Genomic DNA, 22,325 nt, shown 5'->3' with positions numbered 1-22,325 from the left:
TTACAGTGCGATCTCGACATCACCGACGGGCACGGACACGCAGATCTGCACGTCCTCCTCGTCGGCGGTGGAGACGGCTCCGGTGGTCAGGTTGCGCACGGCACCGCGGTGCTTGCGGCGGGTGCAGGTGTGACAGATGCCCATGCGGCATCCGCTGGTCGGGTTCAGTCCGGCGTCCTCGGCTTGGTCCAGCAGGGGACGTCCGTCGTCTTGGGCGTCGATACCGCTGTCGCGGAAGCTGATTCGGCCCCCGGACGGAGCATCGGGCACCACGAAGGGCACCGGGACGAAGCTCTCGGACAACGCGTTCGGGCAGTGTTCGCGCACTGCGTCGACGAGTGCGGGCGGTCCACACACGTACACGGCGTCGGGATCGGGCATCGCGGCCCGCAGGTGCTCGGGGCCGAAGCGGCCGTCGAGCTCGCGGCCGGGTGAGCGGGTGTAGCCGTGCAGCACCCGGACTCCGGTCGCGGCGAGCTCGGTTCGGTAGCAGGCCTCGGCCGGGGTGCGGGCGTAGTGGACGAAGGCGATCTCGCCGTCGAAACCCTCGGCCTGCAGGGTGCGCAGCATGGACATCACCGGGGTGATGCCACTGCCGCCGGAGACGAACAGGATGCGGCGGGGACGTTCGTCCGGGAGCACGAAGTCGCCCGCCGGTTCGGACAGGTCGACCACCATGCCCGGGCGGGCGTGGCGGTACAGGTGGCCCGACACCAGGCCGCCGTCGTGGGCTCCGATCGTCAGCTCGATGAGCGGGGAACCCTCGGCGCTGGCCGGTGAGTAGCAGCGGGTGTGGCGACGGCCGTCGATCTCCACCGTCAGGTTCAGGTGCTGGCCGGCGCGGTAGCCGGTGACAGCCGCATTCGGGTCGAGGAGCAGGGTGACGCTGCGCGGGGTGGACCGGCCCACGTCGACCACTCTGGCGCGTGCGTCGGTGGTCCAAGTCGGGTCCACCAGCTCCGTGTAGCGGTCGACGCCATGCGGACCGGTGAGCAGATCGACCAGCGGTGAGCGAAGCACCTTCTCGGTCAAAGTTTGAGTGAACATGTGTACACTGTGAGTCGTGAAAGCGCACGTCGTCAAGGAATCAGGCCAGTCTGTGGTAGGGTTCACACCAGTGAACAGTCGTACGCCCAGCTCACGTCGTGAGCGTTCCGGGAAGTCCCGCTCCCGGGAAACACCGTCGCGAGAAGAGCGCAAAGAGGCCACCCGCCGGGCCATCATCGCGGCCGCGCTGAAGCTCCTCGACGAGCGCAGCTTCAGCGGTCTGAGCCTGCGCGAGGTCACCCGTGAGGCGGGCATCGTGCCCGCGGCGTTCTACCGCCATTTCGAGTCGATGGACGCGCTCGGCCTGGTCCTCATCGACGAGTCGTTCCGCACGCTGCGCGAGATGTTGCGCAGTGCCCGCGCGGGCAAGCTGGACCCAAACCGGGTCATCGAGTCCACGGTGGAGATCCTGGTCGCCGGAGTGGCCGAGCAGCGTGAGCATTGGCGGTTCATCGGGCGTGAACGCTCCAGTGGCGTGACCGTGCTGCGCTACGCGATTCGCACCGAGATCCGGTTGATCACCTCGGAGCTGGCCACCGACCTTGCACGGTTCCCCGGCCTCAACGAATGGAGCACCGAGGACCTCAACATCCTCGCCAGCCTGTTCGTGAACTCGATGATCATCATCGCCGAAGCGATCGAGGACGCCCACGACGCGGCCGCGCTGGACGAGATCAAACGCACCGCGGTCAAGCAGCTGCGGATGATCACCGTTGGCGTCAACGCCTGGGAGCCCGCGCCTGAGGCCGACGAGGACGACTCCGAGGCGCCCACTCTGTAATTGTTGTACGCATCGGCCGAGTAGACCCGCGAACAAGTGCAGTCTCAGCGCCGCTGAAAACCGGGTACACCACCTCCCATGGAAAAACCCCGGCCCGCTGTGCTGTTCGATATCGACGGCACCCTCGTCGACTCGAATTACCTGCATGTTCACGCCTGGCAGCAGGCGTTCGACGAGGCCGGCCTGCCCGTCCAGGCCTGGCACGTCCACCGCTCGATCGGCATGGACGGGTCCACTCTGGTCGATGAGCTGTCCAACGGTGCCGACGACGATGTGCAGAAGCGGCTCAAGGACTTACACACCCGCCATTACGAAGCCAGTGCCGACCTGCTGAAGGCTCTGCCCGGCGCACGCGACCTGCTGCACCGGGTGGCGGACCTCGGCCTGCAAGTGGTGCTGGCGACGTCCGCACCGGAGAACGAACTGGCCCTGTTGCGTAAGACGCTGGGTTGCGACGAGATCGTCTCGGCGATCACCTCGTCGGAGGACGTCGATCAGGCCAAGCCGAAACCGGACATCGTCAACGTCGCATTGGAGAAGGCGGGGGTGACCGCGCAACAGGCGGTGTTCATCGGCGACACCGTGTGGGACGTCGAGGCCAGCGCCCGCGCCGGGGTGCCGTGCATTGCGGTGCTCTCCGGTGGCGTGTCCCGCGGCGAGCTCGAAACAGCCGGAGCGGCAGCCGTTTTCGACGACGCACAAGACCTGTTGGAGCACCTCGACGGATCGCCGATCAGCGCACTGCTGTGAGGCGGGGTTTCACCCAACCCACCGCCGGGTAGAGACTGCCCATGACGCAGGCGGTGCAGCAGCCGAAACGGGTGATGGCACCGGAGGAGCTGGTCGCGCTGTACCGGGACCCGCCCGACGGGCTGCGCGCCAACATGATCCTGTCGCTCGACGGAGCCGCCGCCTTCGACGGCGTGGCCGGCCCACTCTCCGATCCGAACGACCAGAGCCTGTTGCTCGCGCTGCGCTCCTACGCCGATGTGGTGCTGGTCGGTGCGGGCACGGTGCGTGCCGAGGGCTACGGCCCGGTGCGCTTGACCGCCGAGCAGCTGGCCGAACGCCGGGACCGGTGGGGCACCGACGTGATCCCGCCGATCGCGGTGGTCACCCACACCGGACGGGTGCCGGCATCGCTGTTCGCCGAGCCCGCGCAGCGCCCCATCCTGATCACCACCGCGCTTGCCGCGCGGGAGCGCCCGCAGTTGGCCGAGCACGCCGACCTTCTGATCGCCGGGGACAGTGCGGTCAACCTGGAGTCCGCCCTGCGCACGCTGAATGCTCGGGGCATGCGCCGGATCCTCTGCGAAGGCGGCCCCACGCTGCTCGACGAACTGGTCGCGGGCGACCTCGTCGACGAGATGTGCCTGACCATCTCCCCCACGCTGGCCGCGACCGCCACCACAGCCCGGCCCGGCGCACCGGCGCTCACGGTGCCGACCCGGCTCACGCTCGGCCATGCCGTGACCTTGGAGAACTACGTCTACCTTCGCTACGTGCGGGACAACGAGAGGCAGGCCAGCACATGAGCGGCGAGGAATTGCGTAGCCGCCGACCCGACGGCGTCGACGACGACACGGTTGAAGCGGTCGGGTCGTTGTCCGAGGCGCTGGAGTACATCGAGCGGGCACGGGGCCATCTGTACTCGTTTCATCAGCTGATGGGTCATGCCGACCTGCTGCTGGGCGACACCTGCGACAAGTTGCGCGACGCGGGCCACGCCGATGTCGCCGACCGGCTGTCCGACGAGTTGGTCGGCCGCAACGTCCTCTACGGGCGATGGACCTTCCAGATCGTCGAGGAATTCGACGACAACTACTGGTCCCTGATGCGCGAACGGGAACGGGAGGTCCGCGAGCAGCTGATGGGTGGGCAGCGCCACGTGTTCGAGGCCGAGATGAAGGACCGTCGGCGGACCCATGGCCGGCCCGGTCACGAAGCGACTCCGTAACGTCAATTGTCACGCCTGTCACAAACACGTTTCCAGTGATTTGGCGCGCCCCGTTCCGGGGTACACGCCACAGTCCACCCTGACGATCGAGGAGTTCCACGTGACCAACGCTGCCGCTACCGAGGTGTGGCCCGGTAAGGCCTATCCCCTGGGCGCCTCCTACGACGGCTACGGGACCAACTTCGCGGTGTTCTCCGAAGTGGCCGAGCGGGTGGAGCTGTGCCTGTTCGACGAGGACGGCACCGAGACCTGTATCCGGCTGCCCGAGGTGGACGGTTTCGTCTGGCACGGGTATCTGCCGAACATCGAACCCGGCCAGCGTTACGGGTATCGCGTGCACGGGCCGCACGCGCCCGACGAAGGCCATCGCTGCAACCCCAACAAACTGCTGCTCGACCCGTACGCCAAAGCGATCGACGGCCACTTCGATTGGAACCAATCGCTGTTCGGCTACAACTTCGGCGACCCCGACAGCCGCAACGACGACGATTCGGCGGCCAGCATGCCGAAGTCGGTCGTCATCAACCCCTACTTCGACTGGGGTGTCGACCGTCCGCCGCAACGCGAGTACGCCGACAGCGTCATCTACGAGGCGCACGTCAAAGGTTTGACGCAAACCCATCCCGACATCCCCGAAGCCATGCGCGGCACGTACTCGGCCATCTCGCACCCGGCGATCATCGACCACCTCAAGGCGATCGGCGCCACGGCCATCGAGTTGATGCCGGTGCACCACTTCGCCAATGACTCCACTCTGATCGACAAAGGCCTGTCAAACTATTGGGGCTACAACACGATTGGGTTCTTCGCCCCGGACAGCAAATACTCGGCCAGCACGACGCCCGGTGGTCAGGTGCAGGAGTTCAAGGCGATGGTGCGGGCGCTGCACGAAGCCGGCATAGAGGTGATCCTCGACGTGGTCTACAACCACACCGCCGAGGGCAATCACATGGGCCCGACACTGTCCTTCCGCGGTATCGACAACGCCGCCTACTACCGGCTCGTCGATGACGACAAGAAGTACTACATGGACTACACGGGCACCGGTAACAGCCTCAACGTCGGGCACCCGCACTCGCTGCAGCTGATCATGGATTCGCTGCGGTACTGGGTGACCGAGATGCACGTCGACGGTTTCCGCTTCGACCTCGCCTCCACGCTGGCCCGCGAGTTCTACGACGTGGACCGCCTGAGCGCGTTTTTCGAACTCGTGCAACAGGATCCGACGGTCAGCCAGGTCAAGCTGATCGCCGAGCCGTGGGACGTCGGCCCGGGCGGCTACCAGGTCGGTAACTTCCCGCCGCAGTGGACGGAGTGGAACGGCAAGTTCCGCGACACCGTGCGTGACTTCTGGCGCGGTGAAGACGCCAGCCTCGGTGAGTTCGCCTCCCGGCTGACCGGTTCGGCCGATCTCTACGAGCACACCGCGCGCAGACCGGTCGCGTCGATCAACTTCGTCACCGCGCACGACGGCTTTACCTTGCGAGACCTGGTGTCCTACAACGAGAAACACAACGAGGCCAACGCTGAGGACAACAACGACGGCGAGAGCAACAACAGTTCGTGGAACTGTGGCGTAGAGGGTCCCACCGACGACCCGGAGATCAACGAACTGCGAGCGCGCCAGCAGCGCAACCTGATTGCGACCACGATCCTGTCCCAGGGCGTTCCGATGGTCTGCCACGGTGACGAGTTGGGCCGCACACAGGGCGGCAACAACAACGGGTACTGCCAGGACAACGAGATCACCTGGATCGACTGGGATTCCGCCGATGAGGATCTGCTGAAATTCGTGGCGTCGGTCTCGGGGCTGCGCGCCGCCCACCCGGTGTTCCGTCGGCGACGGTTCTTCAACGGCAGGCCGGTGCGGCGCCGTGGCAGCGAGGGATTGCCGGACATCTCGTGGTTCCGTCCGGACGGTTCGGAGATGAACGACGAGGATTGGGACTCAGGCTTCGGCAAGTCCATCGCGGTATACCTCAACGGCCACGGCATTCCCGATCTGGACGCCCGTGGTCAGCGCGTCACTGACGACTCGTTCGTGCTGTGCTTCAACGCCCACCACGAGCCCATCGAGTTCGTCCTGCCGCCGGGCGAGTTTGGTAAGGCTTGGCAACCTGTCGTCGACACCGCGGCCGGCTCCGGGGAGATCGATGAGGCGGCGGTCGTGAAGGCGTCTACCCCGGTACGGGTGGAGTCCCGCTCGATGGTGGTGCTTCAGGCGACGGAGTAGCGCCCAGCCTGCGCAAACAACGAACCATGGCCGATCCCCTCCCCTCCGGGGGACCCGCCATGGTACGCAGCAGCACTGGGCCGATTATCACAATCTTCGAACGTGCGCTGCGCGGTTTTCACCAACTTGAATTCAAGGAATTTCGCTAGACAGCAAACGTCCACGATGGATCATCGCGGACGTCAATTCGCTGTAACGGAAGCGGTTACATCATGCGGAAGGAGTGGACGCGCTCACTCCACCACCGGGTACAGCGGGTCACCGTCCTCGGGGGTGCCGCTGACCTGACCATGGTGGGCCCGATCGGGCGGGGTGTCGTCGGGTTCGATGTCCGCGATCACGTCGGGCTCCTCTTCGCCGAGCCGTGCGTCCAAAGATTCGCCCTCGCGCTCCTCACGCGCCGTCATCCCGAACTTGGTTGCCCCACTCCAGCCTTCGGGCGGGTCGACGACATCATCGCCGTCGTTGTTGCGCACCTCGTCGGAGTCGAGCGACTCGGTTCCGCTCAGAGTGTCGCCGGGGCCGCCTTCTTCGGGGAAATCCGCTGGATTGGTCATGGGAACGGCGTGCCCTGCGGTCGGGGCGGCTAAACCGCCGGCACCCTCATCGAGGCGCCCGCCACATCGGCCACAGCGACGGACCGCCCTCGGGCAGTGCGAGCTCACCGGTCACCTCGAAGCCGAACCGTTGGTAGTAGGGGATGTTGTCGGGGTTGCTGGACTCCAGGTAGGCCGGGGCGTACTCGGCGTCGCACCGGTCCAGCCGGGAGTCCATCAACGCGTGCCCGAAGCCGCCGCCGCGCACCGCCGGGTCGCTGCCGATGATGCCCAGATACCAGTGCGGCTCCTCGGGGTGGTTCTCCTTCATCAGGTCGGTGACGATCCGGCCGGCCGCCAGCCGGCCCCGGAACGCGCGGATGACGCCGGGCAGCATCGCCAGCTGTTCGCGCGGCGACTGCTGCCACCCGCCGGGCGGATCCCACAGCGCGGCCGCCGCGATCCCGTCCGGCGACACCGCCACCTCGGTGCCGCGCCCGGCCAGAAAGTGGTGGCGGGTCAGGGCGCTGAACAGTCCCGGCAGCGCGGCCTTGCGGCGCGCGGCGTCCGGTTGCACCCACGCCATCACCGGGTCGTCGTAGAAGGCCCGGGCCAACACCCGCGCCAGGGCCGGGATATCGGCCTTGCGGGCGGGACGGACGTCGATCGACATCACTGCAGGCTAGTCACTCAAATTAAGCGCAGCCTGGGCCTGCGACCACTCCCACAATCGGGCGGCCTGCTCGGGGTCAACGGCCCATGGTGCGTAGCCGCCCTCGACACCGTCGACCATCGCGTCGGCGACGCGGCAGTCCTCGAGATAGAGCCCACCGCGGCCATCGAGCTCGGGGCTGGTGGCCGCCCACACCGTGGTGGCCGCTCCGTGCTCGACGTCGGTCACCTCCAGGTTGGCCAAGGTGCCGCCCTCACTGAAGTCGGCGCGGGTCATGTGCCGGGCCAGGTCGGTGAACACCACCCCGGGATACACCGCGAACGAATGGACTCCGCGCGGGCCCCATCGCCGCTCAGCTTCCACGGTGAACAACACGTTGGCGGTCTTGCTCTGCCCGTAGGCCTGCCATTTGCCGTATGCGCTTTCGTCGTCGTAGTTCGGGTCGTCCCAACGGATTCCACCGAGCTGGTGACCGCGACTGCTGAGGTTGACGATGCGGGTGCCGTGATCGAACACGTCGGCCATCTCGGTGGTGAACACGAAGTGGCCGAGATGATTTGTGCCGAGCTGCATTTCGTAGCCCTGCGCGGTGCGCGTCAGCGGTGGCGCCATCACTCCGGCGTTGTTGATCAGCACGTCGACGCGGTCATGACGTCCGGCGATCGTCTCGGCTGCGGCGCGGGCCGAGCGCAGGTCGCCGAGCTCGAGTTGTACGGTCTCGCAGTCGATTGCGGCCCGCGTCTTGTCCAGATCGCGTACCGCGGCAACGATTTCCGCGCCGGCGGCTTGCATGGCGCGGGCGGTCTGCAACCCCAGTCCCGTCGACGCCCCGGTGATGACGACGGTGCGACCGGTCAGGTCGACACGAGAGAGAACCTCGCCGGTGGTCGTCATGCAGGGTCTCCCGTCTCGCCGGCCCTCGACTTCCACACCGGGGGCCGGTTCTCCCGCCAGGCGGACGGCCCCTCGGCCGCGTCCGGGCCGCCCATCAGTTTCAGGTGCACCGTAGTCTCCTCGGCGGCCACTGCGTCGGCGTCGATCTCACTCCACAGCAGCCGCTTGCTGTAGGCCACCGAGGCGGGGTTGGCGGAGCGCGCCACGTCGCGGGCCAACTCCAGCGCCGCGGGCAGCACCTCGTGGGCGGGCAGCGCCCGGCTGGCGATGCCCAGAGCGGCAGCCTCGGTCCCGGTGAATCCGCGGCCAGTGAGCAGGACGTCGGCGGCCACCGCCAGTCCCACTGCACGTTTGAGGGTGTAGTGCACGGCGCAGTCGCCGATCATGCCGCGGCGCACCTGCGGGATGGCGAGCTTGGCGTCGTCGGCCACCAGTCGGATGTCGCACTGGAGGGCCAGGGTCAGCCCGATGCCGATGGCGGGACCGTTGATCGCGGCGATCACCAGTTTGCGCACTCGCCAGGCCGGCGGCTGGATGGGCGAGGCGCTGAAACCCTCGGCGGGGGCGTCGAACGCCGCGGCCGCGGCGGTCATGTCGGCCCCGGCGCAGAATGCCCGCCCGGCACCGGTGACGACAACGGCGCGGACGGCGTCGTCGGCGTCGCACCGGCGGTAGGCGTCGCCGAGCTCACGGGCGGTTTCGGGTGAGAACGCGTTGAGCCGCTCCCGGCCGTCCAGGGTGATCAGGGCGACGCCGGAGTCGTCGACGTCGAGAGCGATTGTCGTGGCGTCGTTGCTCACGCCGCGATCCTGACATACCCGCGCGGTATGCACTCGGGGCGAGTCATTCGCCACCGTCGGCGAGGACAAATGTCCCTCGCTACCGGTGACCGCAGCCTGTGACCACAGCTGATGTCAGCGCCATACCGTCGATCACGTGAGATACCGCATGGGGTATCTACCGACCGGAGGGGCTCACTAAGTCCGGCCATCGGAGCAGCGCGACTGCGCAGCCCGGAGTGGCCGGGACGTGAGCAGCGGCGGGGCGGCGACAGTCGCGGCGCAGGGGGCACGGGCGGCGAGGGCGCGAGGGGTGCCGACCGCCACACCGGCAACGGTGGCCATGGGGGTGTGCCGCCTCGTCCGCGTGCTGCCCCGTCGGCTCCGGCAACGAAGCCCGGCTGCTGTCAGCCGAAGAGCGTGGTGATGCCGAGTGCAGCCACACACACCACGACAACGACGGTGGTGACGCCGTAGACGATCGTGCCGGCCCGGCGCATCGCGAACCGGCCCATGAGCTCACGATCGCGACCCAGGCCGATCATCGCGACCATCAGCGGCACCAATAGCACCGCGTTGAGTACCTGGGTGCCGACCAGGATCGGGACCAGCGGTGCATCCGGGACCAGGACGATGGCAGCGCCGACCACGGTGACGATCCCGTACGTCAGGTAGAACGTGCGGGCTTCGCGGTAAGGATCGTCGATCGCCGCCTCCACACCCGCGTATTCGCAGACGGCATAGGCCGTCGACAGCGGCAGGATCGAAGCGGCCAGGAACGCCGCGCCGATCAGTCCGACGGCGAAGAGCGTGCCCGCCGCCTCGCCGGCCAACGGCTGCAGCGCGATGGCCGCATCGGCGGCGTCGGCGATGCCACGCCCGTCGCGATGCAGGGTCGCCGCGCACGCGACCACCACGAAGAACCCGATGACTCCCGTGAGCACCGCGCCGGTGATCACGTCCACCCGCTCCAGCGGAAGGTCATCGGTACGAAGTTTCTTGTCGACGGCGTAGGACTGCATGAACGACAAACCCCACGGCGCCAATGTGGTGCCCAGCGTGGCGGTCACGATCGCGATCGCAGGCCCGGTCATCGGCATGGTCGGCACGAACGTTCCGTGCAGAGCGGCCGACCAGTCCGGCTTGGCCAGGAACCCGGAGGCGACGTAGGCCAGGAACACCGTGGACAGCGCCAGCAGCAACCGCTCGACACGGTGAAAGCTGCCGCGCAGCACCAGAAGCGAGACGGCGACCGCCGCGGCTGGCACGCTGACATACCGGGACACCCCGAAGAGCTCGAATCCGGCTGCGATACCGGCGAATTCGGCACAGGTGGTCCCGACGTTGGCAATCACCAGGGCGGCCAGGATGGCCGCCCCCACCCGGACGCCATAGCGCTGCCGCACCAACCCGATCAACCCTTGACCGGTGACCACCCCCATCCTGGCGGCCAGGCTGTGGAAGACAATCAGCGCGACGGTGGACAGCAGCAGCACCCACAGCAGCTGGTAGCCGTGATCGGCACCGAGCACCGAGTAGGTGGTGATACCGGCCGGATCGTCGTCGGACAGGCCGGCCAGCAGTCCGGGTCCGAGGACGGCGAGCAGTGCACCGAACCGGGTGGTGGTGCGGTTGAGGACCGTCATGAACCCGGCCGCCTGGACTGGCGGCGCCGCGGCCAGACCCGTGAGCGCAGGAAGTGCCGCCCTGGGGCGTGTCTCAGCCGCGCCCGCCACCGCCCCGCGTGTTCCTCGGGCATCGCCGCGACGATCTCTGCGGCATCGGTGTCGGGTAAGGCCCGCAGCACCCGTTCGCCGACCACCGGGTGGGCGGCACGCACGGCGTCAGCGGCGGCGGTCGGGTCCTTGGTCGCCAGGATCTCGGCCGCCGACTCGGTGTCCACGCGGCTGACCAGAGCGGCCAAGCCTCGCGCGTCGAGGTGATGCACGGCAGACCGCGGGCAGGCGAGTTGGGCGGCATGGCCCCGTTCGGAGGTCAGGTGCACGTCGGCCCAGTCGATGACGTCACGACCGGTGTCGGCGGCGAGGCGTTTCATTCGCAGGCGTCGCAATACCGCGCCGAATCCGACCTCCACACCGACGAGTTCGATACGGCCGGCGTCGGTGCGAGTCAGCACCACGTCGGCGACACGAGCCAGCCGCTGGCCCACCACGTCGATCACCTGGGTGTCCAATACGTCTCGCTTCAAAAGGATTTCGTGCTCGGGGAGTTCGACATCGGTGAACTCGTCACCGGCCGCGATGGCGATCCGGTTCCGCTCGAAGCGGATCACCTGCTCCCATGGCACCAGCAGCGGCACATCGTGGCGGCGGTTGACCAGCAGCCGTTCGACGAGATGCCGGCCGGACTGCTGCCCCAGGCTGACGGTGAGATCAGCCAATCGGCCGACCACCTGCCCGTCGGCCCCACAGACGTCCTGGCCGGTGACCAGGCTGAGCAGCAGCACGGTGGAAGCATGCCTGATCCGAATGGCTGCGGGCAGCGAGTCCGGTCGTCCCGGCTCAGCCCGGGCTCCGCTTCGTAGGTACCGACGCAGCGCTCATTCGGCTGCTAGCCAATCCGTCAGCGTCGTATCGGTGATCACGGCACCGTGTCCGGTGACCAAGCTGTGTTGGTCAACCGGGGTGCCGAAGTAGGTGGCAGCGGAATCCACAACGATCGGCGCCTGCCGCCCCCGGACTGCAGAGACGACGCGAACCAGCTGGCCGAAAGTCATCTTTTCCGGACCGCCGACGTCGAGCACACCGTTCACCGGGGCGGCTTGCGCCGCGTCGGCGACCACGGCGGCCACCTCTGCTGCGGATATTGGTTGGATTCTGGCATCCGGTACCCGGTAGGTGCCGTCGACCAGCAGTGATCCGACAATCCTCTCGGTGAACTCGTGAAACTGGGTGGCCCGCACGATGGTGTAGGGCACACCCGAACCAATGACGGTCTTCTCCTGCACAACCTTGGCCCCCGCATAGCCGCTGTCGGGCAACGCATCGACGCCGACGATCGACAACACCACGATGTGGTTGACCGCTGCGGCCTTGGCCGCCGCGACCAGATTCGCAGATTCGGCGGTGAAGAATGTCATGACAGGTTCGGCGTCCAACGACGGCGCATTCGTGACGTCGACGACCACGTCGGCGCCGGCCAGCGCCCCGTCGAGTCCCTTTCCGGTCACCGCATCCACACCTGCGCTGCGAGCAGCAGGTGTGACCTCATGTCCGGCCGCCCGCAGCAAGGTGACGACGCGACTGCCGATCAGTCCGGTGGCTCCGAGGACGGTGATCTTCATGATCCGAATACCTTTCGTAGGGTGGCCGTTCGACCACCTTGCCCTGGGACCACCACCGACTGAGCCCCGGAAAACCCGTAGTCCGGCGCCGCAAACCCGTGGTCCGGCGGGACGACGAGCGGCGAGAAACCCAGAGCACTCCGCAAGACGTGTGGAATCCCGGAGGTCCGCAGCGTGATTGATTAATACAGCTGCATGAAGTTATGATCGCGGCGCCTTAACGCTGCCGACCCCGAGGACGACACCATGTGGGACTTCGAAACCGACCCCGAGTACCAGAAGAAGCTCGACTGGGTCGAAGAGTTCATGCGCGACAAGCTCGAACCGTTCGACTTCGCCCCGCTGGACCCGTACGAGAAGACCAACCCGCAGGTGCTCAGAGTCTTGCGGCCGTTGCAGCAGGCGGTTCGCGAGCAAGGTCTGTGGGCGGCGCATCTGAGCCCGGAGCTCGGCGGCCAGGGCTACGGACAGGTCAAGCTGGCGCTGTTGAACGAGATCGTCGGGCGCTCTCGTTGGGCGCCTTCGGTTTTCGGATCGCAAGCACCCGACTCCGGCAACGCCGAGATCTTGGCCATGTTCGGTACCGAGGAACAGAAGAAGCGCTATCTGCAGCCACTGCTCAACGGTGAGATCTCGTCGTGCTACTCGATGACCGAACCGCACGGCGGCTCGGATCCCGGCCTGTTCACCACGCACGCCGAGCGTGACGGCGATGAATGGGTGATCAACGGAGAGAAGTGGTTCTCCTCCAACGCCCGCAACGCGAGCTTCTTCATCGTCATGGTCGTCACCAACCCCGAAGCCCGCACCCACCAGAAGATGTCGCTGTTCATCGTGCCTGCCGAGACACCCGGTATCGAGATCATTCGCAATGTCGGCGTCGGCGGCGAGTCGGACGACCGCGCCGGGCACGGCTACATCCGCTACAACGACGTGCGGGTGCCGGCCGACCACGTGCTCGGCGGCGAAGGGCAGGCGTTCGCGATCGCGCAGACCCGGCTCGGTGGCGGCCGCGTGCACCACGCGATGCGCACAATCGCATTGGCCCGCAGGGCTTTTGACATGATGTGCGAGCGCGCCGTGTCGCGCCAGACCCGTCGCGGCCCGCTCGGGGATTACCAGATGACGCAGGAGAAGATCGCCGACAGCTGGATCCAGATCGAACAGTTCCGGCTGCTGGTGCTGCGCACCGCGTGGAAGATCGACAAGTACCACGACTACCAGAAGGTGCGACGCGACATCGCCGCCGTAAAAGTCGCCATGCCGCAGGTGCTGCACGACGTCGTGCAGCGCGCCATGCATTTGCATGGCGCACTGGGGGTTTCCGACGAGATGCCGTTCGTGAAGATGTTGGTGGGTGCGGAGTCACTGGCGATCGCCGACGGCCCCACCGAGGTGCACAAGCTGACCGTCGCCCGCCGGACCCTCAAGGAGTACGAGCCGGTCGACACGCTGTTCCCGTCGCAGCACATCCCGACCCGGCGCGCGGCGGCGCAGGCCAGGCTCGCCGAGCTGCTCGAGCACGAAGTCGCCGAGCTGTGACGGCGCGCTAGATGGCCGCCGACACCTCGGCCAATCTGGTGGCGACGGCCGAGCGGCTGTTCGCCGAACGAGGGGTCGACGGCGTCAGCCTGCGGGAGATCGCCCGTGAGGCCGGGGCCCGCAATGTGATGGCGGTGCAGTATCACTTCGCCGACCGCGCCGGGGTGCTGGCGGCGATCGCCGACAAGCACCTTCCGGTGGTCGACGCCCGGCGCGATGCGCTGCTCGACGCGATCGAGGACGAGTCGAAGCCATCGATGCGGGCGATGGCGTCGGCGCTGGTCCGTCCGCTGGCCGCCAAACTGGCCGACCCCGACGGAGGCCCAGCGTTCCTGCGCGTCCACGCCGACCTGCTGAACCGGCCGGTGCCCTCGTTCGACCTCACCGGACGCTCCGGCAGCGTGCAGCGCTGGCGCGCTCTGCTCGAGCCCATGCTCGACCCGGTGGCAGTCACCCTGCATCCACGACTGGGTGCGCTGGTGTACGCCGCGGTGGAGTTGGGCCGCCGCGCGGCCACCGCACCGCACGCCGACGACCGCCTGTTCGTCAGCCATCTGGTCGACACCGTCGCCGCGATGCTGGGCGCACCGTTGTCGGACGAGACCCGCGCGCTGGCCACCGACCGGCAGGCCCGGCGGTTGCGGCGCTAGCTCCCTCTCCCCGTGCGGCAGCTCAAAGGCGTTCACCGTACGGCCTTTATCGCGGCTTCCACTCTGGATGCACGCCAGCGCTACTTGTCGGCGACTGCGATTTGTTTACCCAACTCAACCACGTATGGAGTCAACTCCGGGTTATAGGGCAACCCGGTCAGGCTGAAGTTGTACCACGCGCTGCCATCAGTGGCGACCAACATGCTGTGCGTATCGTAAAGCGCTGCGCCGCCGCCAATCTCCGGGTGCAACTCCGCGTATCTGGCTTTCTTCACTTCGGGTGCATTGGCCCATCGAACGAACGATGCGTAGGTTTCGGCGGGCGTCGACCCCCCAATTTCCCACGTGTGCTGGGTGCTCGTCGATCCTCCGATCGAGCTGGTATTCCACTGTCCCGCGTAGGGATAACGCGCCATGTGAATGCCCGATCGGTGGCCATCCAGACCCATGTCGTAGTTGCATATGCTCCCGTCCGAATCGGCGACAGTCGCCGGTGAGGTGAGTGCAGAGCCCAAAGCGTTGGCGATCGCCTGGGGCGTCAGGACACAAGGATCAACGGGCGCCTCTGCCTGCGCCGAGGAGGTGGATGCATCCGCATCTTGCTGCGACGACGACTCGTTACTGGCGCAGCTCATGCAGGTCGCGGTCACCGCGACCACCGCGACGGTCAGCGTCCTCCGTATCACTTCTTGACCTTGGTGAGGTTGTCCAGCACGGCGCTTGCATTTTGGTGATCGTCATCGAAGCGTCCAGTGCAGGTGAACTTGTAAGACTTCTGCGGCTGGTTCTTATAGATGCCCCAGTCAAAGGTGCCTTCGTCACTAAACGATGGATTGAAGTCACCGCTGAGATTGTGTGACCAGTTGAAGTTCACGCCCAAATTCGGCATGCCGTCGGCATTCTGACAAGCCTTTGTGGCTGCCTTCTGGAGTACCGGGTCGCTCGAATATTTGTCGGCGCTACCGCCACAGGCGGTCAACAGGATTCCAACGGCTACCAATAGGACCACACGGAATGTCATGTACTTCGAGCTTCCCTTCATACGTTGCTATGGAGGTGGAAATGCCCGAAGTCGACAGCGTCATCACCCCTGCACGGCCCCCCGCGAGAACGATCGGAATTCCGATCCAAGCAACTTATTACACGATTGACAGGTGATTCACAACAGATACACAGGAGCCCTGCGTCAGTCGCACGCCTGCGGATTGGCGGTCTCAGGACCGCACGATCGCCAGCCCTTCCTGAACCAGCGTGGCGGTCAAGATCTTGTCGGCGTCGTAGAGATCCAGGGTCACCAGGCCTCGGCCGCGCGCGGCGGCCGGAGACCGCGATTCCAGCAGGTTCCACCGTTCGGGGTGGATCGGCCGGTGGAACCAGATCGACGAGTCGGTGGTGGCGGTGCGATGGCTGCGGTCGACCATCGAGTGGCCGTGCACCTGCAGCACCGGGTCGATGCCGTAGATGTCGGTGACGTAGACCGCCGCGCAGGCACCCAGCCACGCCGGCCCGTCCAGCGGCACGGTGATTCGCCACCACAACCGGCGCACGAATTCGCCTGTGCTGCGGTCATCTTCGTAGCGAATGTCGATCTCATCGAGCGGCAGCGACGGGGCCGCCCCGATCGGGCCGGTCGCGGCCAGTTGCTCGGGATCACCGGACGTCGTCGCCGTTGCCGCATGCTCGGGACCGTCGGCCTGCGCCGAGAACGAGACGGTCGCGACGGTCAGCAACCGCCCCTCCTGGCGGGCCAGCACCCGTCGCGACGCCGCGGTGCGTCCGTCGTAGACGTGCTCGACCTCGTAGTGGACCGGCGCGCCCGCATCGCCGCCGCGCAGGAACTGCACGTGCATGCTCGTCGGCGATTTGTCGGCGTCCACGGTGTGGCAGGCCGCCGCCATGGCTTGCGCGGCGAGGTGTCCGCCGTAGGCGCGCTTGTCCGCCGGTCCGCTCGCCTCGCCCACGAAGCCGGATTCATCGGCAACGACATTCAACAGCCGGGAAAGGGAGCTCACGCGCGCTCGGATTCCGTTGTGACAGTTCCAGATTCGACGAGCGCTGTGATCTCACTGTCGGTCATCCCGAGCTCGGCCAGCACCGCCGCGGTGTCGTCACCGAGTGCGGGGGCGGGCTGCGCACGGACGTGCTTCCCGTCCACCGACATCGGCAGTCCCGGCGCGAGATAGCTGCCGATGCGGGGCTGCTCCAGCAGGCTGAACAACGGGTTCTCCGTTACGCGCGGGTGCCGGGCGACCTCGGCGAAATCCAGGTAGCGATCCCACAGCAGCGAACTGGCAGCCAGCGCAGCGGTCACCTCGTCGGCGGTGTGGCGGGCAAACCACGGCGCGAACAGTCCGGTCAGCACCGCACGATGTTCGTAGCGCTGACCCTCGTCGGTGAAGTCCGCACCCAGCGCTTCGGCCACGGCGGCAACGGCTTTCGTGGTTCCGGTGAGCTCGGCGAGGTCGCGGAAGTGGCGGTTGGTCAGCGCCACCAGCATGAAAGTGGCCCCGTCGCTGCTGGTGTAGTTCTCGCCGTATTGGCCGTAGATCGAGTTGCCCAGGCGCGGGCGCTGCTCGCCGGTGACCATCGGCTCGGTGAGGAACCCGAGGTTGGCGGCGGTGGCCAGGGCCACGTCGTCCAGTGGCAGCCGGATGCGGCTGCCCGCCCCCAGAGTGTCGCGTCGGCGCAGCGCCACCAGGATCGCCAGTGCGGCGTACAGACCACAGCTGACATCCCAGGCCGGCAGTACATGGTTGACCGGGCCGCTCTGGGTCGGTGACCCGGTGACCAGGGGGAAACCGGTGGCGGCGTTGACGGTGTAGTCCACCCCGGTGGATCCGTCTGCGCGCCCGACCACTTCCAGATGGATCAGATCGGGACGGACCGCACTGAGTTCTTCGTAGGAATGCCATTGCCGCCCAGCGACATTGGTGATCAGAATGCCGGCATCGGCGATCAGCCGGGCGACCAGCTGCTGGCCCTCGGCCGTTCGCATGTCGGCGGCCACCGAGCGTTTGCTCTTGTTGAGCCCGGCCCAGTAGATGCTCGTCCCGTCGTCGGTCAACGGCCAGCGCTTGTAGTCGGCGGCGCCGCCAACCGGGTCGACCCGGATGACCTCGGCGCCCAGCTGGGCCAACGTCATCCCGGCCAGCGGCACGGCCACGAAGCTCGAAATCTCGACGATGCGGACACCGGCCAGCGGCAGGTCAGGCGTATCGGTCACCCGACGAGTATGGCGGGTGCCCGGCTCACCACACCGCGACGGGCACTCCCAGGCACAGCAGCATCAGGGCCAGCAGGAACCAGCCCGCGCCCTGCCAGATCGGCCAGGTGCCCTCAGCCCGCCACACCCGATAGGTCTGGACCAAGGCGCCGACCCCGCCCACGAACAGGATGGCCGGAACCAGAACACCCGCGACCCGCGAGTGCCACAGCAGCGTCGCCGCCAGTGCGACGCCGGCGACCACCACGACGGCGACCACGTAGGTGACCGCCGCCCGGAAGGCCGCCGGATCGTGCCAGCGCTTCTCCACATCGTCGCGGTTCATGTTCATCGCGTTTCCAGCCTAGGTCCGGATAAACACCGGTGCGAGGGGTTGACCGGCCCGGGCACGGGGTAGTCCCGCGTCCATGACGAACGCAGAAGACGACCAGAGCGAAGAGGACGTCCACGAGGACCCGAAGGTCGCCTCGTCACGGGCGGGCAAGGACGGCGACGACGGCACCTACGTCGGCGAGACCGGTCCCGACGATTCGTTCGACGCCGGCGAGAGCGGAGCCGAGGCCCGCGCCGAGGGCGGGGGTTAGTGGCAGGATCGGCCCCATGCGCCTGCTGCTGCTGGCCGATACCCACATCCCCAAGCGCGCCCGCGACCTGCCTGCACAGGTGTGGCACGAGGTCGACCAGAGCGACGTCGTCATCCACGCCGGTGACTGGGTCGAGGTGGGCGTGCTCGACGATCTGGCGGCGCGCTCCAAACGCCTGGTCGCCTGTTGGGGCAACAACGACGGCCCGGAACTACGGGCCCGGTTGCCGGAGTGCGCCGACGTGACGCTGGACGGCCTGCGGTTCACGGTCGTGCACGAGACTGGCGCCGCATCCGGCCGGGAAGCGCGCATGGCGCAGCAGTACCCGCACACCGATGTCCTGGTCTTCGGCCACAGCCACATTCCGTGGGACACCACCGCGAAGACCGGCCTGCGGCTGTTGAATCCCGGCTCGCCGACCGACCGGCGACGGCAGCCGTTCTGCACGTACATGACCGTCCTCACCCGCCCGGGTGCGCTGGCTGACGTGCGGCAGCATCGCATCGAGAAGACTTAGCTCTGCAACAGAGGTAAGTTGGTCGGGTGAGCCTTCGCACCGATCTCGTCGCCGACTTGTTCGGCACTGTCGGCAGATTCCGTCGCACCATCCGTCGCGCCGCGGGCGCCTCCTTCGTGGGACTGACCGAGTCGCAGGCCGAGCTGCTGCGGCTGGTCGCCAGGCAGCCGGGCATCTCCGTGAGCGCCGCCGCCGCCGAACTGGGTCTGGCCGCCAATACCGCGTCGACACTGGTGTCCAAGCTGTCGTCGGAGGGCTTGCTGATGCGAACCCCCGATCCCGACGACCGCCGGGTCGGCCGCCTGGAGCTCACTGCGCCGGCACAGAAGCTCGCCGATGCCTCCCGGGCCGCGCGGCGCGCAGCGCTGGCCGAGGCACTCGACGAACTCGACGAGGACGACACCCGTGCCCTGGCCGAAGGCCTCCGCGTGCTGGCCAAGCTCACCACCACACTGCGAGAGAAGCGATCATGACCGCGCCCGCGATCGACTGCCAGAACCTGACCCACCGCTACGGCGACTTAACGGCCGTCGACGATTTGACGTTGCAGGTCCAACCCGGCGAGACGCTGGGTCTGCTGGGTCCCAACGGTGCAGGCAAGACGACAGTGGTGCGGGTGCTCACCACGCTGACCCCGGTGCAGCACGGAAGGGTCCGCATGTTCGGACTGGACTCCCGGCGCGACACCATGGACATCCGGTACAACCTCGGCTATGTGCCGCAACAGCTTTCGATCGAACCCGCGCTGACCGGTCGGCAGAACGTGGAATGGTTCGCCCGGCTGTACGACGTGCCGCGCGCGGCGCGTAAGAAGCGCGTCGACGAGGCACTGGAGGCCATGCAGTTGGTCGACGTCGCCGACCGGTTGGCCAACACCTACTCCGGCGGCATGGTCCGGCGTCTGGAACTGGCTCAGGCCCTGGTGAATCAGCCGTCGCTGCTGATTCTCGACGAGCCGACCGTGGGCTTGGATCCCATTGCCCGCGACAGCGTGTGGACGCAGGTGCAGAGCATGCAACAGGAGTTCGGTATGACGGTGCTGCTGACCACCCACTACATGGAGGAGGCCGATGTGCTCTGCGACCGGGTGGCGCTGATGCACCACGGCCGGCTGCGTGCGGTCGGCACGCCGGCCGAGCTCAAGGCGAAGGTCGGTCCGGACGCGACCCTGGAGGACGTCTTCCGGCATTACGCGGGATCCGGACTGGACGACGCCGCAACCCAATCCGGCCTTGGCGGGATCCGGGCCGGGCGGAAGGCAGCACGAAATGCCGGTTGACTCCGTTCCCGGCGCCCGGCTGCTGCGGGCGCCCCGCGGCTGGCATCGGGTGCCGAGCATGGCCGCCCGGATGCAGACGTTCGCCTGGGTCGAGTTGCAGAAGCTACGCCACGACCGCACCGAGCTGATCACCCGAACGGTGCAGCCGGCGTTGTGGCTGTTGATCTTTGGCACCACCTTCAACCGGCTGCATGTCATCAACACCGGATCGGTGCCGTATCTGGAATTCCTGGCGCCCGGCATCATCGCCCAATCGGCACTGTTCATCTCGATCTTCTACGGCATCCAAATCATCTGGGATCGCGATGCCGGCATCCTGGCGAAGTTGATGGTGACCCCCGCCCCGGCGTCCGCATTGGTGACAGGCAAGGCCTTCGCCGCCGGAGTGCGATCGGTGGCGCAGGTGATCGGCGTGCTGGTGCTGGCCTACCTCATGGGAATCCAGATGACGCACAACCCGTTACGCATCGTGGCCGCGATGGGCGTGGTGATGCTCGGGTCGGCCTTCTTCGCCTGCCTGTCGATGACGTTGGCCGGGCTGGTGCGTAACCGGGACCGGCTGATGGGCATCGGCCAGGCCATCACCATGCCACTGTTCTTCGCGTCGAACGCCCTGTATCCGGTGGCGGTGATGCCCGAGTGGCTGCGGTGGCTGTCCCGGGTGAATCCGCTCTCCTACGAGGTGGATTCGCTGCGGTTGCTGCTGGTGGGCATCCCGTCGGAGCATCCGTGGCTGGATCTCGGCGTGCTGGCGCTGGCGGCGGTGCTCGGCATCGCGGCGGCGTCGGCGCTGCTGCGCCGGCTGGTGCGCTGACCTTCTGCCGCCGAGCGTTACACCAGAGTCACGTTGGCAGCTCGTCGAAGCGGAACACCGCGAGTGTGCCTGCCAGCGCTTCAAATTCGTCGGGTGTGCCCTGCTGCACCAGGCCCGACCGCTTGGCGAACATCACCCCGACCGGTACCTGTTCAGGGAATGCCCGCAGCACCGGTTTCGATTCCTCCGCACCGAGTTCGACGATCCTGACCCTTCGGGATCGGCGCCCGCGGCTGAGCGTGCCGGTGCCTGCCGCCTTGGCGTTGCGCGCCCAGTCCGCCCCGGGATAGCCGGCGACGGTGTACAAGCCGCCGCCGTAGGAGAAGGGAGTCATCGGCGTGCTGCGCGGCTTGCCGGATTTGCGACCGGGAACGGTGAGCACGTAGGCGGGTCCGGTGTGCAGCCCGAGCTTCTGCACGGCCATCATGAATCGGTTCATCGGTTTGAGCCAGCGGGGTGGTTGCGGGTTGGTCATGACATCTCCTCGGTTAACAGGGCTGTGTGCTGCGCAGAACCATTCATTGAGCGTCCACGTCGCATATCTCAGCCGATGATCGAACATGAGTGCTCAATCGATCTCTAGGACGAGACGACTTTGTGGAAAGTGACACCGCACGGCGGTAACTTTCTGCCATGCCGATTCGTCGTCTATGACATGAGCGATCCGTTTCCAGGCCTGCTGCAGGCCCACCGCCCGTACCTGATCAATCTGGCCTACCAGATGGTCGGCGATATCGGCGATGCGGAAGACATTGTGCAGGAAGCATTTCTGCGACTGTCACAGGCGGACCCGCAGAGCATTGACGACCCGCGCGGCTGGCTCACCGTGGTCAGCAGCCGACTGTGCCTGGACCAGGTTCGCTCCGCCCGGCACCGGCGGGTCACCACCGCCGAGCCCGACGTGATGGAACGGGCGACACCGCTGAACCACGGCTCCATACAAGATCCGGGTGACCGGGTGACGCTCGACGACGAGGTGCACGACGCGCTGTTCGAGGTGCTGGGCCGGCTCAGCCCGCCCGAGCGGGTGGCGTTCGTCCTGCACGACGTGTTCCGTGTGCCGTTCGACGACATCGCCGAGACGGTCGGCCGCCCGGCCGCGACCTGCCGCCAGTTGGCTCGCCGTGCACGCACGAAGATCCACGCCGCCGCACCGATGACCGCCGCGGTTGACGACACCGAACACCATCTGGTCACCGAGCGGTTCATCGCCGCCTGCGCTGACGGCGACCTGCAAGCGTTGACCGCGGTGCTGGCTCCCGACGTGTGGGGCGTCGGCACGATCCTGGCCGATCCGGCGCCGCCGCCGCAGGTGAATCACGGCCAGCAAGCCGTCGGCCGGAATCTGCTGCGCTACCTCACCGGCGCAACACTTGTCAGCGGTCCGGTCGGACGGCCCGTCGCGTTGGCGTTCAGCGAGCGGCGACTGTTCGCCGTCGTCGTCCTCACCATCAAGGACGGGCTTGTCACCAAGATCGAGGCGACAGCAGACCCGTCGGCGCGCTGACCGCG

General features: G+C 67.1%; 27 protein-coding genes. 13 read left to right on the top strand and 14 right to left on the bottom strand.

Annotation, left to right across the window (positions count from 1 at the left end; translation table 11 throughout):
• Positions 1-1,047, bottom strand: coding sequence for a ferredoxin reductase (locus K0O64_RS00740; protein WP_096309530.1), 1,047 nt, complete (start codon positions 1,045-1,047; stop codon positions 1-3).
• A gap of 70 nt (positions 1,048-1,117) precedes the next feature.
• Between K0O64_RS00740 and K0O64_RS00735 the strand changes: the two genes are divergently transcribed.
• The 5 genes from K0O64_RS00735 to glgX all read left to right on the top strand — a co-directional run bounded on the left by K0O64_RS00735 (position 1,118) and on the right by glgX (position 6,018).
• The gene (locus K0O64_RS00735; RefSeq protein ID WP_096309529.1) at positions 1,118-1,828 is read left to right on the top strand and encodes a TetR family transcriptional regulator; all 711 of its coding nucleotides are present in this window, start codon (positions 1,118-1,120) and stop codon (positions 1,826-1,828) included.
• Positions 1,829-1,906: 78 nt separating this feature from the next.
• A complete protein-coding gene (locus K0O64_RS00730) occupies positions 1,907-2,578 on the top strand; it encodes an HAD family hydrolase (protein ID WP_071948210.1) in 672 nt (223 codons plus the stop codon).
• Between the two features lie 41 nt (positions 2,579-2,619).
• Positions 2,620-3,363 (top strand): pyrimidine reductase family protein, encoded by a 744-nt coding sequence (locus tag K0O64_RS00725; protein ID WP_225933589.1) that lies wholly within the window; start codon positions 2,620-2,622, stop codon positions 3,361-3,363.
• A complete protein-coding gene (locus K0O64_RS00720) occupies positions 3,360-3,785 on the top strand; it encodes a hypothetical protein (RefSeq protein WP_071948211.1) in 426 nt (141 codons plus the stop codon). The genes K0O64_RS00725 and K0O64_RS00720 overlap by 4 nt, the downstream gene beginning before the upstream one ends.
• Before the next feature lie 100 nt (positions 3,786-3,885).
• Positions 3,886-6,018: a glycogen debranching protein GlgX gene (gene glgX / locus K0O64_RS00715; protein WP_096312631.1), complete on the top strand. Its 2,133-nt coding sequence runs from the start codon at positions 3,886-3,888 to the stop codon at positions 6,016-6,018.
• Between the two features lie 233 nt (positions 6,019-6,251).
• On the opposite strand, the gene K0O64_RS00710 is transcribed toward glgX, so the two are convergent.
• The 7 genes from K0O64_RS00710 to K0O64_RS00680 all read right to left on the bottom strand — a co-directional run bounded on the left by K0O64_RS00710 (position 6,252) and on the right by K0O64_RS00680 (position 12,204).
• A complete protein-coding gene (locus K0O64_RS00710; RefSeq protein WP_071948212.1) occupies positions 6,252-6,575 on the bottom strand; it encodes a hypothetical protein in 324 nt (107 codons plus the stop codon).
• Between the two features lie 46 nt (positions 6,576-6,621).
• Complete coding sequence (locus tag K0O64_RS00705; RefSeq protein ID WP_071948213.1) at positions 6,622-7,227, bottom strand: GNAT family N-acetyltransferase; 606 nt, start codon at positions 7,225-7,227, stop codon at positions 6,622-6,624.
• 9 nt (positions 7,228-7,236) lie between these two features.
• Positions 7,237-8,121, bottom strand: a complete 885-nt coding sequence (locus K0O64_RS00700; RefSeq protein WP_096309528.1) for an SDR family NAD(P)-dependent oxidoreductase — start codon at positions 8,119-8,121, stop codon at positions 7,237-7,239.
• Complete coding sequence (locus tag K0O64_RS00695; protein WP_225933588.1) at positions 8,118-8,921, bottom strand: enoyl-CoA hydratase/isomerase family protein; 804 nt, start codon at positions 8,919-8,921, stop codon at positions 8,118-8,120. The genes K0O64_RS00700 and K0O64_RS00695 overlap by 4 nt, the downstream gene beginning before the upstream one ends.
• Before the next feature lie 386 nt (positions 8,922-9,307).
• Positions 9,308-10,546, bottom strand: coding sequence for an NRAMP family divalent metal transporter (locus K0O64_RS00690; protein ID WP_096309527.1), 1,239 nt, complete (start codon positions 10,544-10,546; stop codon positions 9,308-9,310).
• Positions 10,543-11,367: a PRC-barrel domain-containing protein gene (locus K0O64_RS00685; protein ID WP_071948215.1), complete on the bottom strand. Its 825-nt coding sequence runs from the start codon at positions 11,365-11,367 to the stop codon at positions 10,543-10,545. The genes K0O64_RS00690 and K0O64_RS00685 overlap by 4 nt, the downstream gene beginning before the upstream one ends.
• A 93-nt stretch (positions 11,368-11,460) precedes the next feature.
• Positions 11,461-12,204, bottom strand: a complete 744-nt coding sequence (locus K0O64_RS00680) for an SDR family oxidoreductase (RefSeq protein WP_096309526.1) — start codon at positions 12,202-12,204, stop codon at positions 11,461-11,463.
• A gap of 246 nt (positions 12,205-12,450) precedes the next feature.
• Between K0O64_RS00680 and K0O64_RS00675 the strand changes: the two genes are divergently transcribed.
• Both K0O64_RS00675 and K0O64_RS00670 read left to right on the top strand, forming a co-directional pair.
• Positions 12,451-13,746 (top strand): acyl-CoA dehydrogenase family protein, encoded by a 1,296-nt coding sequence (locus K0O64_RS00675; protein ID WP_096309525.1) that lies wholly within the window; start codon positions 12,451-12,453, stop codon positions 13,744-13,746.
• 11 nt (positions 13,747-13,757) lie between these two features.
• A complete protein-coding gene (locus K0O64_RS00670; protein ID WP_096309524.1) occupies positions 13,758-14,396 on the top strand; it encodes a TetR/AcrR family transcriptional regulator in 639 nt (212 codons plus the stop codon).
• Between the two features lie 80 nt (positions 14,397-14,476).
• Here the strand turns inward: K0O64_RS00670 and K0O64_RS00665 are convergent, their stop codons facing one another.
• The 5 genes from K0O64_RS00665 to K0O64_RS00645 form a co-directional block, all read right to left on the bottom strand.
• Complete coding sequence (locus K0O64_RS00665) at positions 14,477-15,046, bottom strand: hypothetical protein (RefSeq protein ID WP_125477362.1); 570 nt, start codon at positions 15,044-15,046, stop codon at positions 14,477-14,479.
• Positions 15,047-15,078: 32 nt separating this feature from the next.
• Positions 15,079-15,417, bottom strand: a complete 339-nt coding sequence (locus K0O64_RS00660) for a hypothetical protein (RefSeq protein WP_125477361.1) — start codon at positions 15,415-15,417, stop codon at positions 15,079-15,081.
• A gap of 193 nt (positions 15,418-15,610) precedes the next feature.
• Complete coding sequence (locus K0O64_RS00655; RefSeq protein ID WP_096309521.1) at positions 15,611-16,408, bottom strand: acyl-CoA thioesterase; 798 nt, start codon at positions 16,406-16,408, stop codon at positions 15,611-15,613.
• Positions 16,405-17,619 (bottom strand): CoA transferase, encoded by a 1,215-nt coding sequence (locus tag K0O64_RS00650; RefSeq protein WP_096309520.1) that lies wholly within the window; start codon positions 17,617-17,619, stop codon positions 16,405-16,407. Before K0O64_RS00650 ends, K0O64_RS00655 begins: the two co-directional genes overlap by 4 nt.
• A 25-nt stretch (positions 17,620-17,644) precedes the next feature.
• Complete coding sequence (locus tag K0O64_RS00645; RefSeq protein WP_083542769.1) at positions 17,645-17,950, bottom strand: hypothetical protein; 306 nt, start codon at positions 17,948-17,950, stop codon at positions 17,645-17,647.
• Between the two features lie 76 nt (positions 17,951-18,026).
• Here K0O64_RS00645 and K0O64_RS00640 point away from each other — a divergent pair, with 76 nt between their 5' ends.
• From K0O64_RS00640 to K0O64_RS00620, 5 genes are read left to right on the top strand one after another with little or no spacing between them, the layout of a single operon-like run.
• On the top strand, positions 18,027-18,203 hold the full coding sequence (locus K0O64_RS00640) for a hypothetical protein (protein WP_096309519.1): 177 nt from the start codon (positions 18,027-18,029) through the stop codon (positions 18,201-18,203).
• Positions 18,204-18,219: 16 nt separating this feature from the next.
• Positions 18,220-18,720 (top strand): metallophosphoesterase family protein, encoded by a 501-nt coding sequence (locus K0O64_RS00635; RefSeq protein ID WP_096309518.1) that lies wholly within the window; start codon positions 18,220-18,222, stop codon positions 18,718-18,720.
• A 26-nt stretch (positions 18,721-18,746) separates the two neighbouring features.
• Complete coding sequence (locus tag K0O64_RS00630) at positions 18,747-19,193, top strand: MarR family winged helix-turn-helix transcriptional regulator (protein ID WP_071948225.1); 447 nt, start codon at positions 18,747-18,749, stop codon at positions 19,191-19,193.
• Positions 19,190-19,999, top strand: a complete 810-nt coding sequence (locus tag K0O64_RS00625) for an ATP-binding cassette domain-containing protein (protein ID WP_096309517.1) — start codon at positions 19,190-19,192, stop codon at positions 19,997-19,999. Before K0O64_RS00630 ends, K0O64_RS00625 begins: the two co-directional genes overlap by 4 nt.
• Positions 19,989-20,813, top strand: coding sequence for an ABC transporter permease (locus K0O64_RS00620; protein ID WP_096309516.1), 825 nt, complete (start codon positions 19,989-19,991; stop codon positions 20,811-20,813). Before K0O64_RS00625 ends, K0O64_RS00620 begins: the two co-directional genes overlap by 11 nt.
• A gap of 28 nt (positions 20,814-20,841) precedes the next feature.
• Here K0O64_RS00620 and K0O64_RS00615 read toward each other — a convergent pair whose 3' ends face one another.
• A complete protein-coding gene (locus K0O64_RS00615; protein WP_096309515.1) occupies positions 20,842-21,288 on the bottom strand; it encodes a nitroreductase family deazaflavin-dependent oxidoreductase in 447 nt (148 codons plus the stop codon).
• Between the two features lie 180 nt (positions 21,289-21,468).
• Here K0O64_RS00615 and sigI point away from each other — a divergent pair, with 180 nt between their 5' ends.
• The gene (gene sigI, locus K0O64_RS00610) at positions 21,469-22,320 is read left to right on the top strand and encodes an RNA polymerase sigma factor SigI (RefSeq protein WP_096312629.1); all 852 of its coding nucleotides are present in this window, start codon (positions 21,469-21,471) and stop codon (positions 22,318-22,320) included.
• The last annotated feature ends 5 nt before the right edge of the window (positions 22,321-22,325 follow it).

Source organism: Mycolicibacterium pallens (genome assembly GCF_019456675.1).
Taxonomy (GTDB): domain Bacteria; phylum Actinomycetota; class Actinomycetes; order Mycobacteriales; family Mycobacteriaceae; genus Mycobacterium; species Mycobacterium crocinum.
This window is presented reverse-complemented; position numbering and strand designations above follow the sequence as displayed.

Excerpts from the sequence above, each read along its gene's own strand:
- K0O64_RS00740 (WP_096309530.1), bottom strand. The coding sequence starts at position 1,047 with ATGTTCACTCAAACTTTGACCGAGAAGGTGCTTCGCTCACCGCTGGTC.
- K0O64_RS00730 (WP_071948210.1), top strand. The coding sequence starts at position 1,907 with ATGGAAAAACCCCGGCCCGCTGTGCTGTTCGATATCGACGGCACCCTC.
- K0O64_RS00725 (WP_225933589.1), top strand. The coding sequence starts at position 2,620 with ATGACGCAGGCGGTGCAGCAGCCGAAACGGGTGATGGCACCGGAGGAG.
- K0O64_RS00720 (WP_071948211.1), top strand. The coding sequence starts at position 3,360 with ATGAGCGGCGAGGAATTGCGTAGCCGCCGACCCGACGGCGTCGACGAC.
- K0O64_RS00710 (WP_071948212.1), bottom strand. The coding sequence starts at position 6,575 with ATGACCAATCCAGCGGATTTCCCCGAAGAAGGCGGCCCCGGCGACACT.
- K0O64_RS00705 (WP_071948213.1), bottom strand. The coding sequence starts at position 7,227 with ATGTCGATCGACGTCCGTCCCGCCCGCAAGGCCGATATCCCGGCCCTG.
- K0O64_RS00700 (WP_096309528.1), bottom strand. The coding sequence starts at position 8,121 with ATGACGACCACCGGCGAGGTTCTCTCTCGTGTCGACCTGACCGGTCGC.
- K0O64_RS00690 (WP_096309527.1), bottom strand. The coding sequence starts at position 10,546 with ATGACGGTCCTCAACCGCACCACCACCCGGTTCGGTGCACTGCTCGCC.
- K0O64_RS00680 (WP_096309526.1), bottom strand. The coding sequence starts at position 12,204 with ATGAAGATCACCGTCCTCGGAGCCACCGGACTGATCGGCAGTCGCGTC.
- K0O64_RS00675 (WP_096309525.1), top strand. The coding sequence starts at position 12,451 with ATGTGGGACTTCGAAACCGACCCCGAGTACCAGAAGAAGCTCGACTGG.
- K0O64_RS00670 (WP_096309524.1), top strand. The coding sequence starts at position 13,758 with ATGGCCGCCGACACCTCGGCCAATCTGGTGGCGACGGCCGAGCGGCTG.
- K0O64_RS00660 (WP_125477361.1), bottom strand. The coding sequence starts at position 15,417 with ATGACATTCCGTGTGGTCCTATTGGTAGCCGTTGGAATCCTGTTGACC.
- K0O64_RS00645 (WP_083542769.1), bottom strand. The coding sequence starts at position 17,950 with ATGAACATGAACCGCGACGATGTGGAGAAGCGCTGGCACGATCCGGCG.
- K0O64_RS00640 (WP_096309519.1), top strand. The coding sequence starts at position 18,027 with ATGACGAACGCAGAAGACGACCAGAGCGAAGAGGACGTCCACGAGGAC.
- K0O64_RS00635 (WP_096309518.1), top strand. The coding sequence starts at position 18,220 with ATGCGCCTGCTGCTGCTGGCCGATACCCACATCCCCAAGCGCGCCCGC.
- K0O64_RS00625 (WP_096309517.1), top strand. The coding sequence starts at position 19,190 with ATGACCGCGCCCGCGATCGACTGCCAGAACCTGACCCACCGCTACGGC.
- K0O64_RS00620 (WP_096309516.1), top strand. The coding sequence starts at position 19,989 with ATGCCGGTTGACTCCGTTCCCGGCGCCCGGCTGCTGCGGGCGCCCCGC.
- K0O64_RS00615 (WP_096309515.1), bottom strand. The coding sequence starts at position 21,288 with ATGACCAACCCGCAACCACCCCGCTGGCTCAAACCGATGAACCGATTC.
- sigI (WP_096312629.1), top strand. The coding sequence starts at position 21,469 with ATGAGCGATCCGTTTCCAGGCCTGCTGCAGGCCCACCGCCCGTACCTG.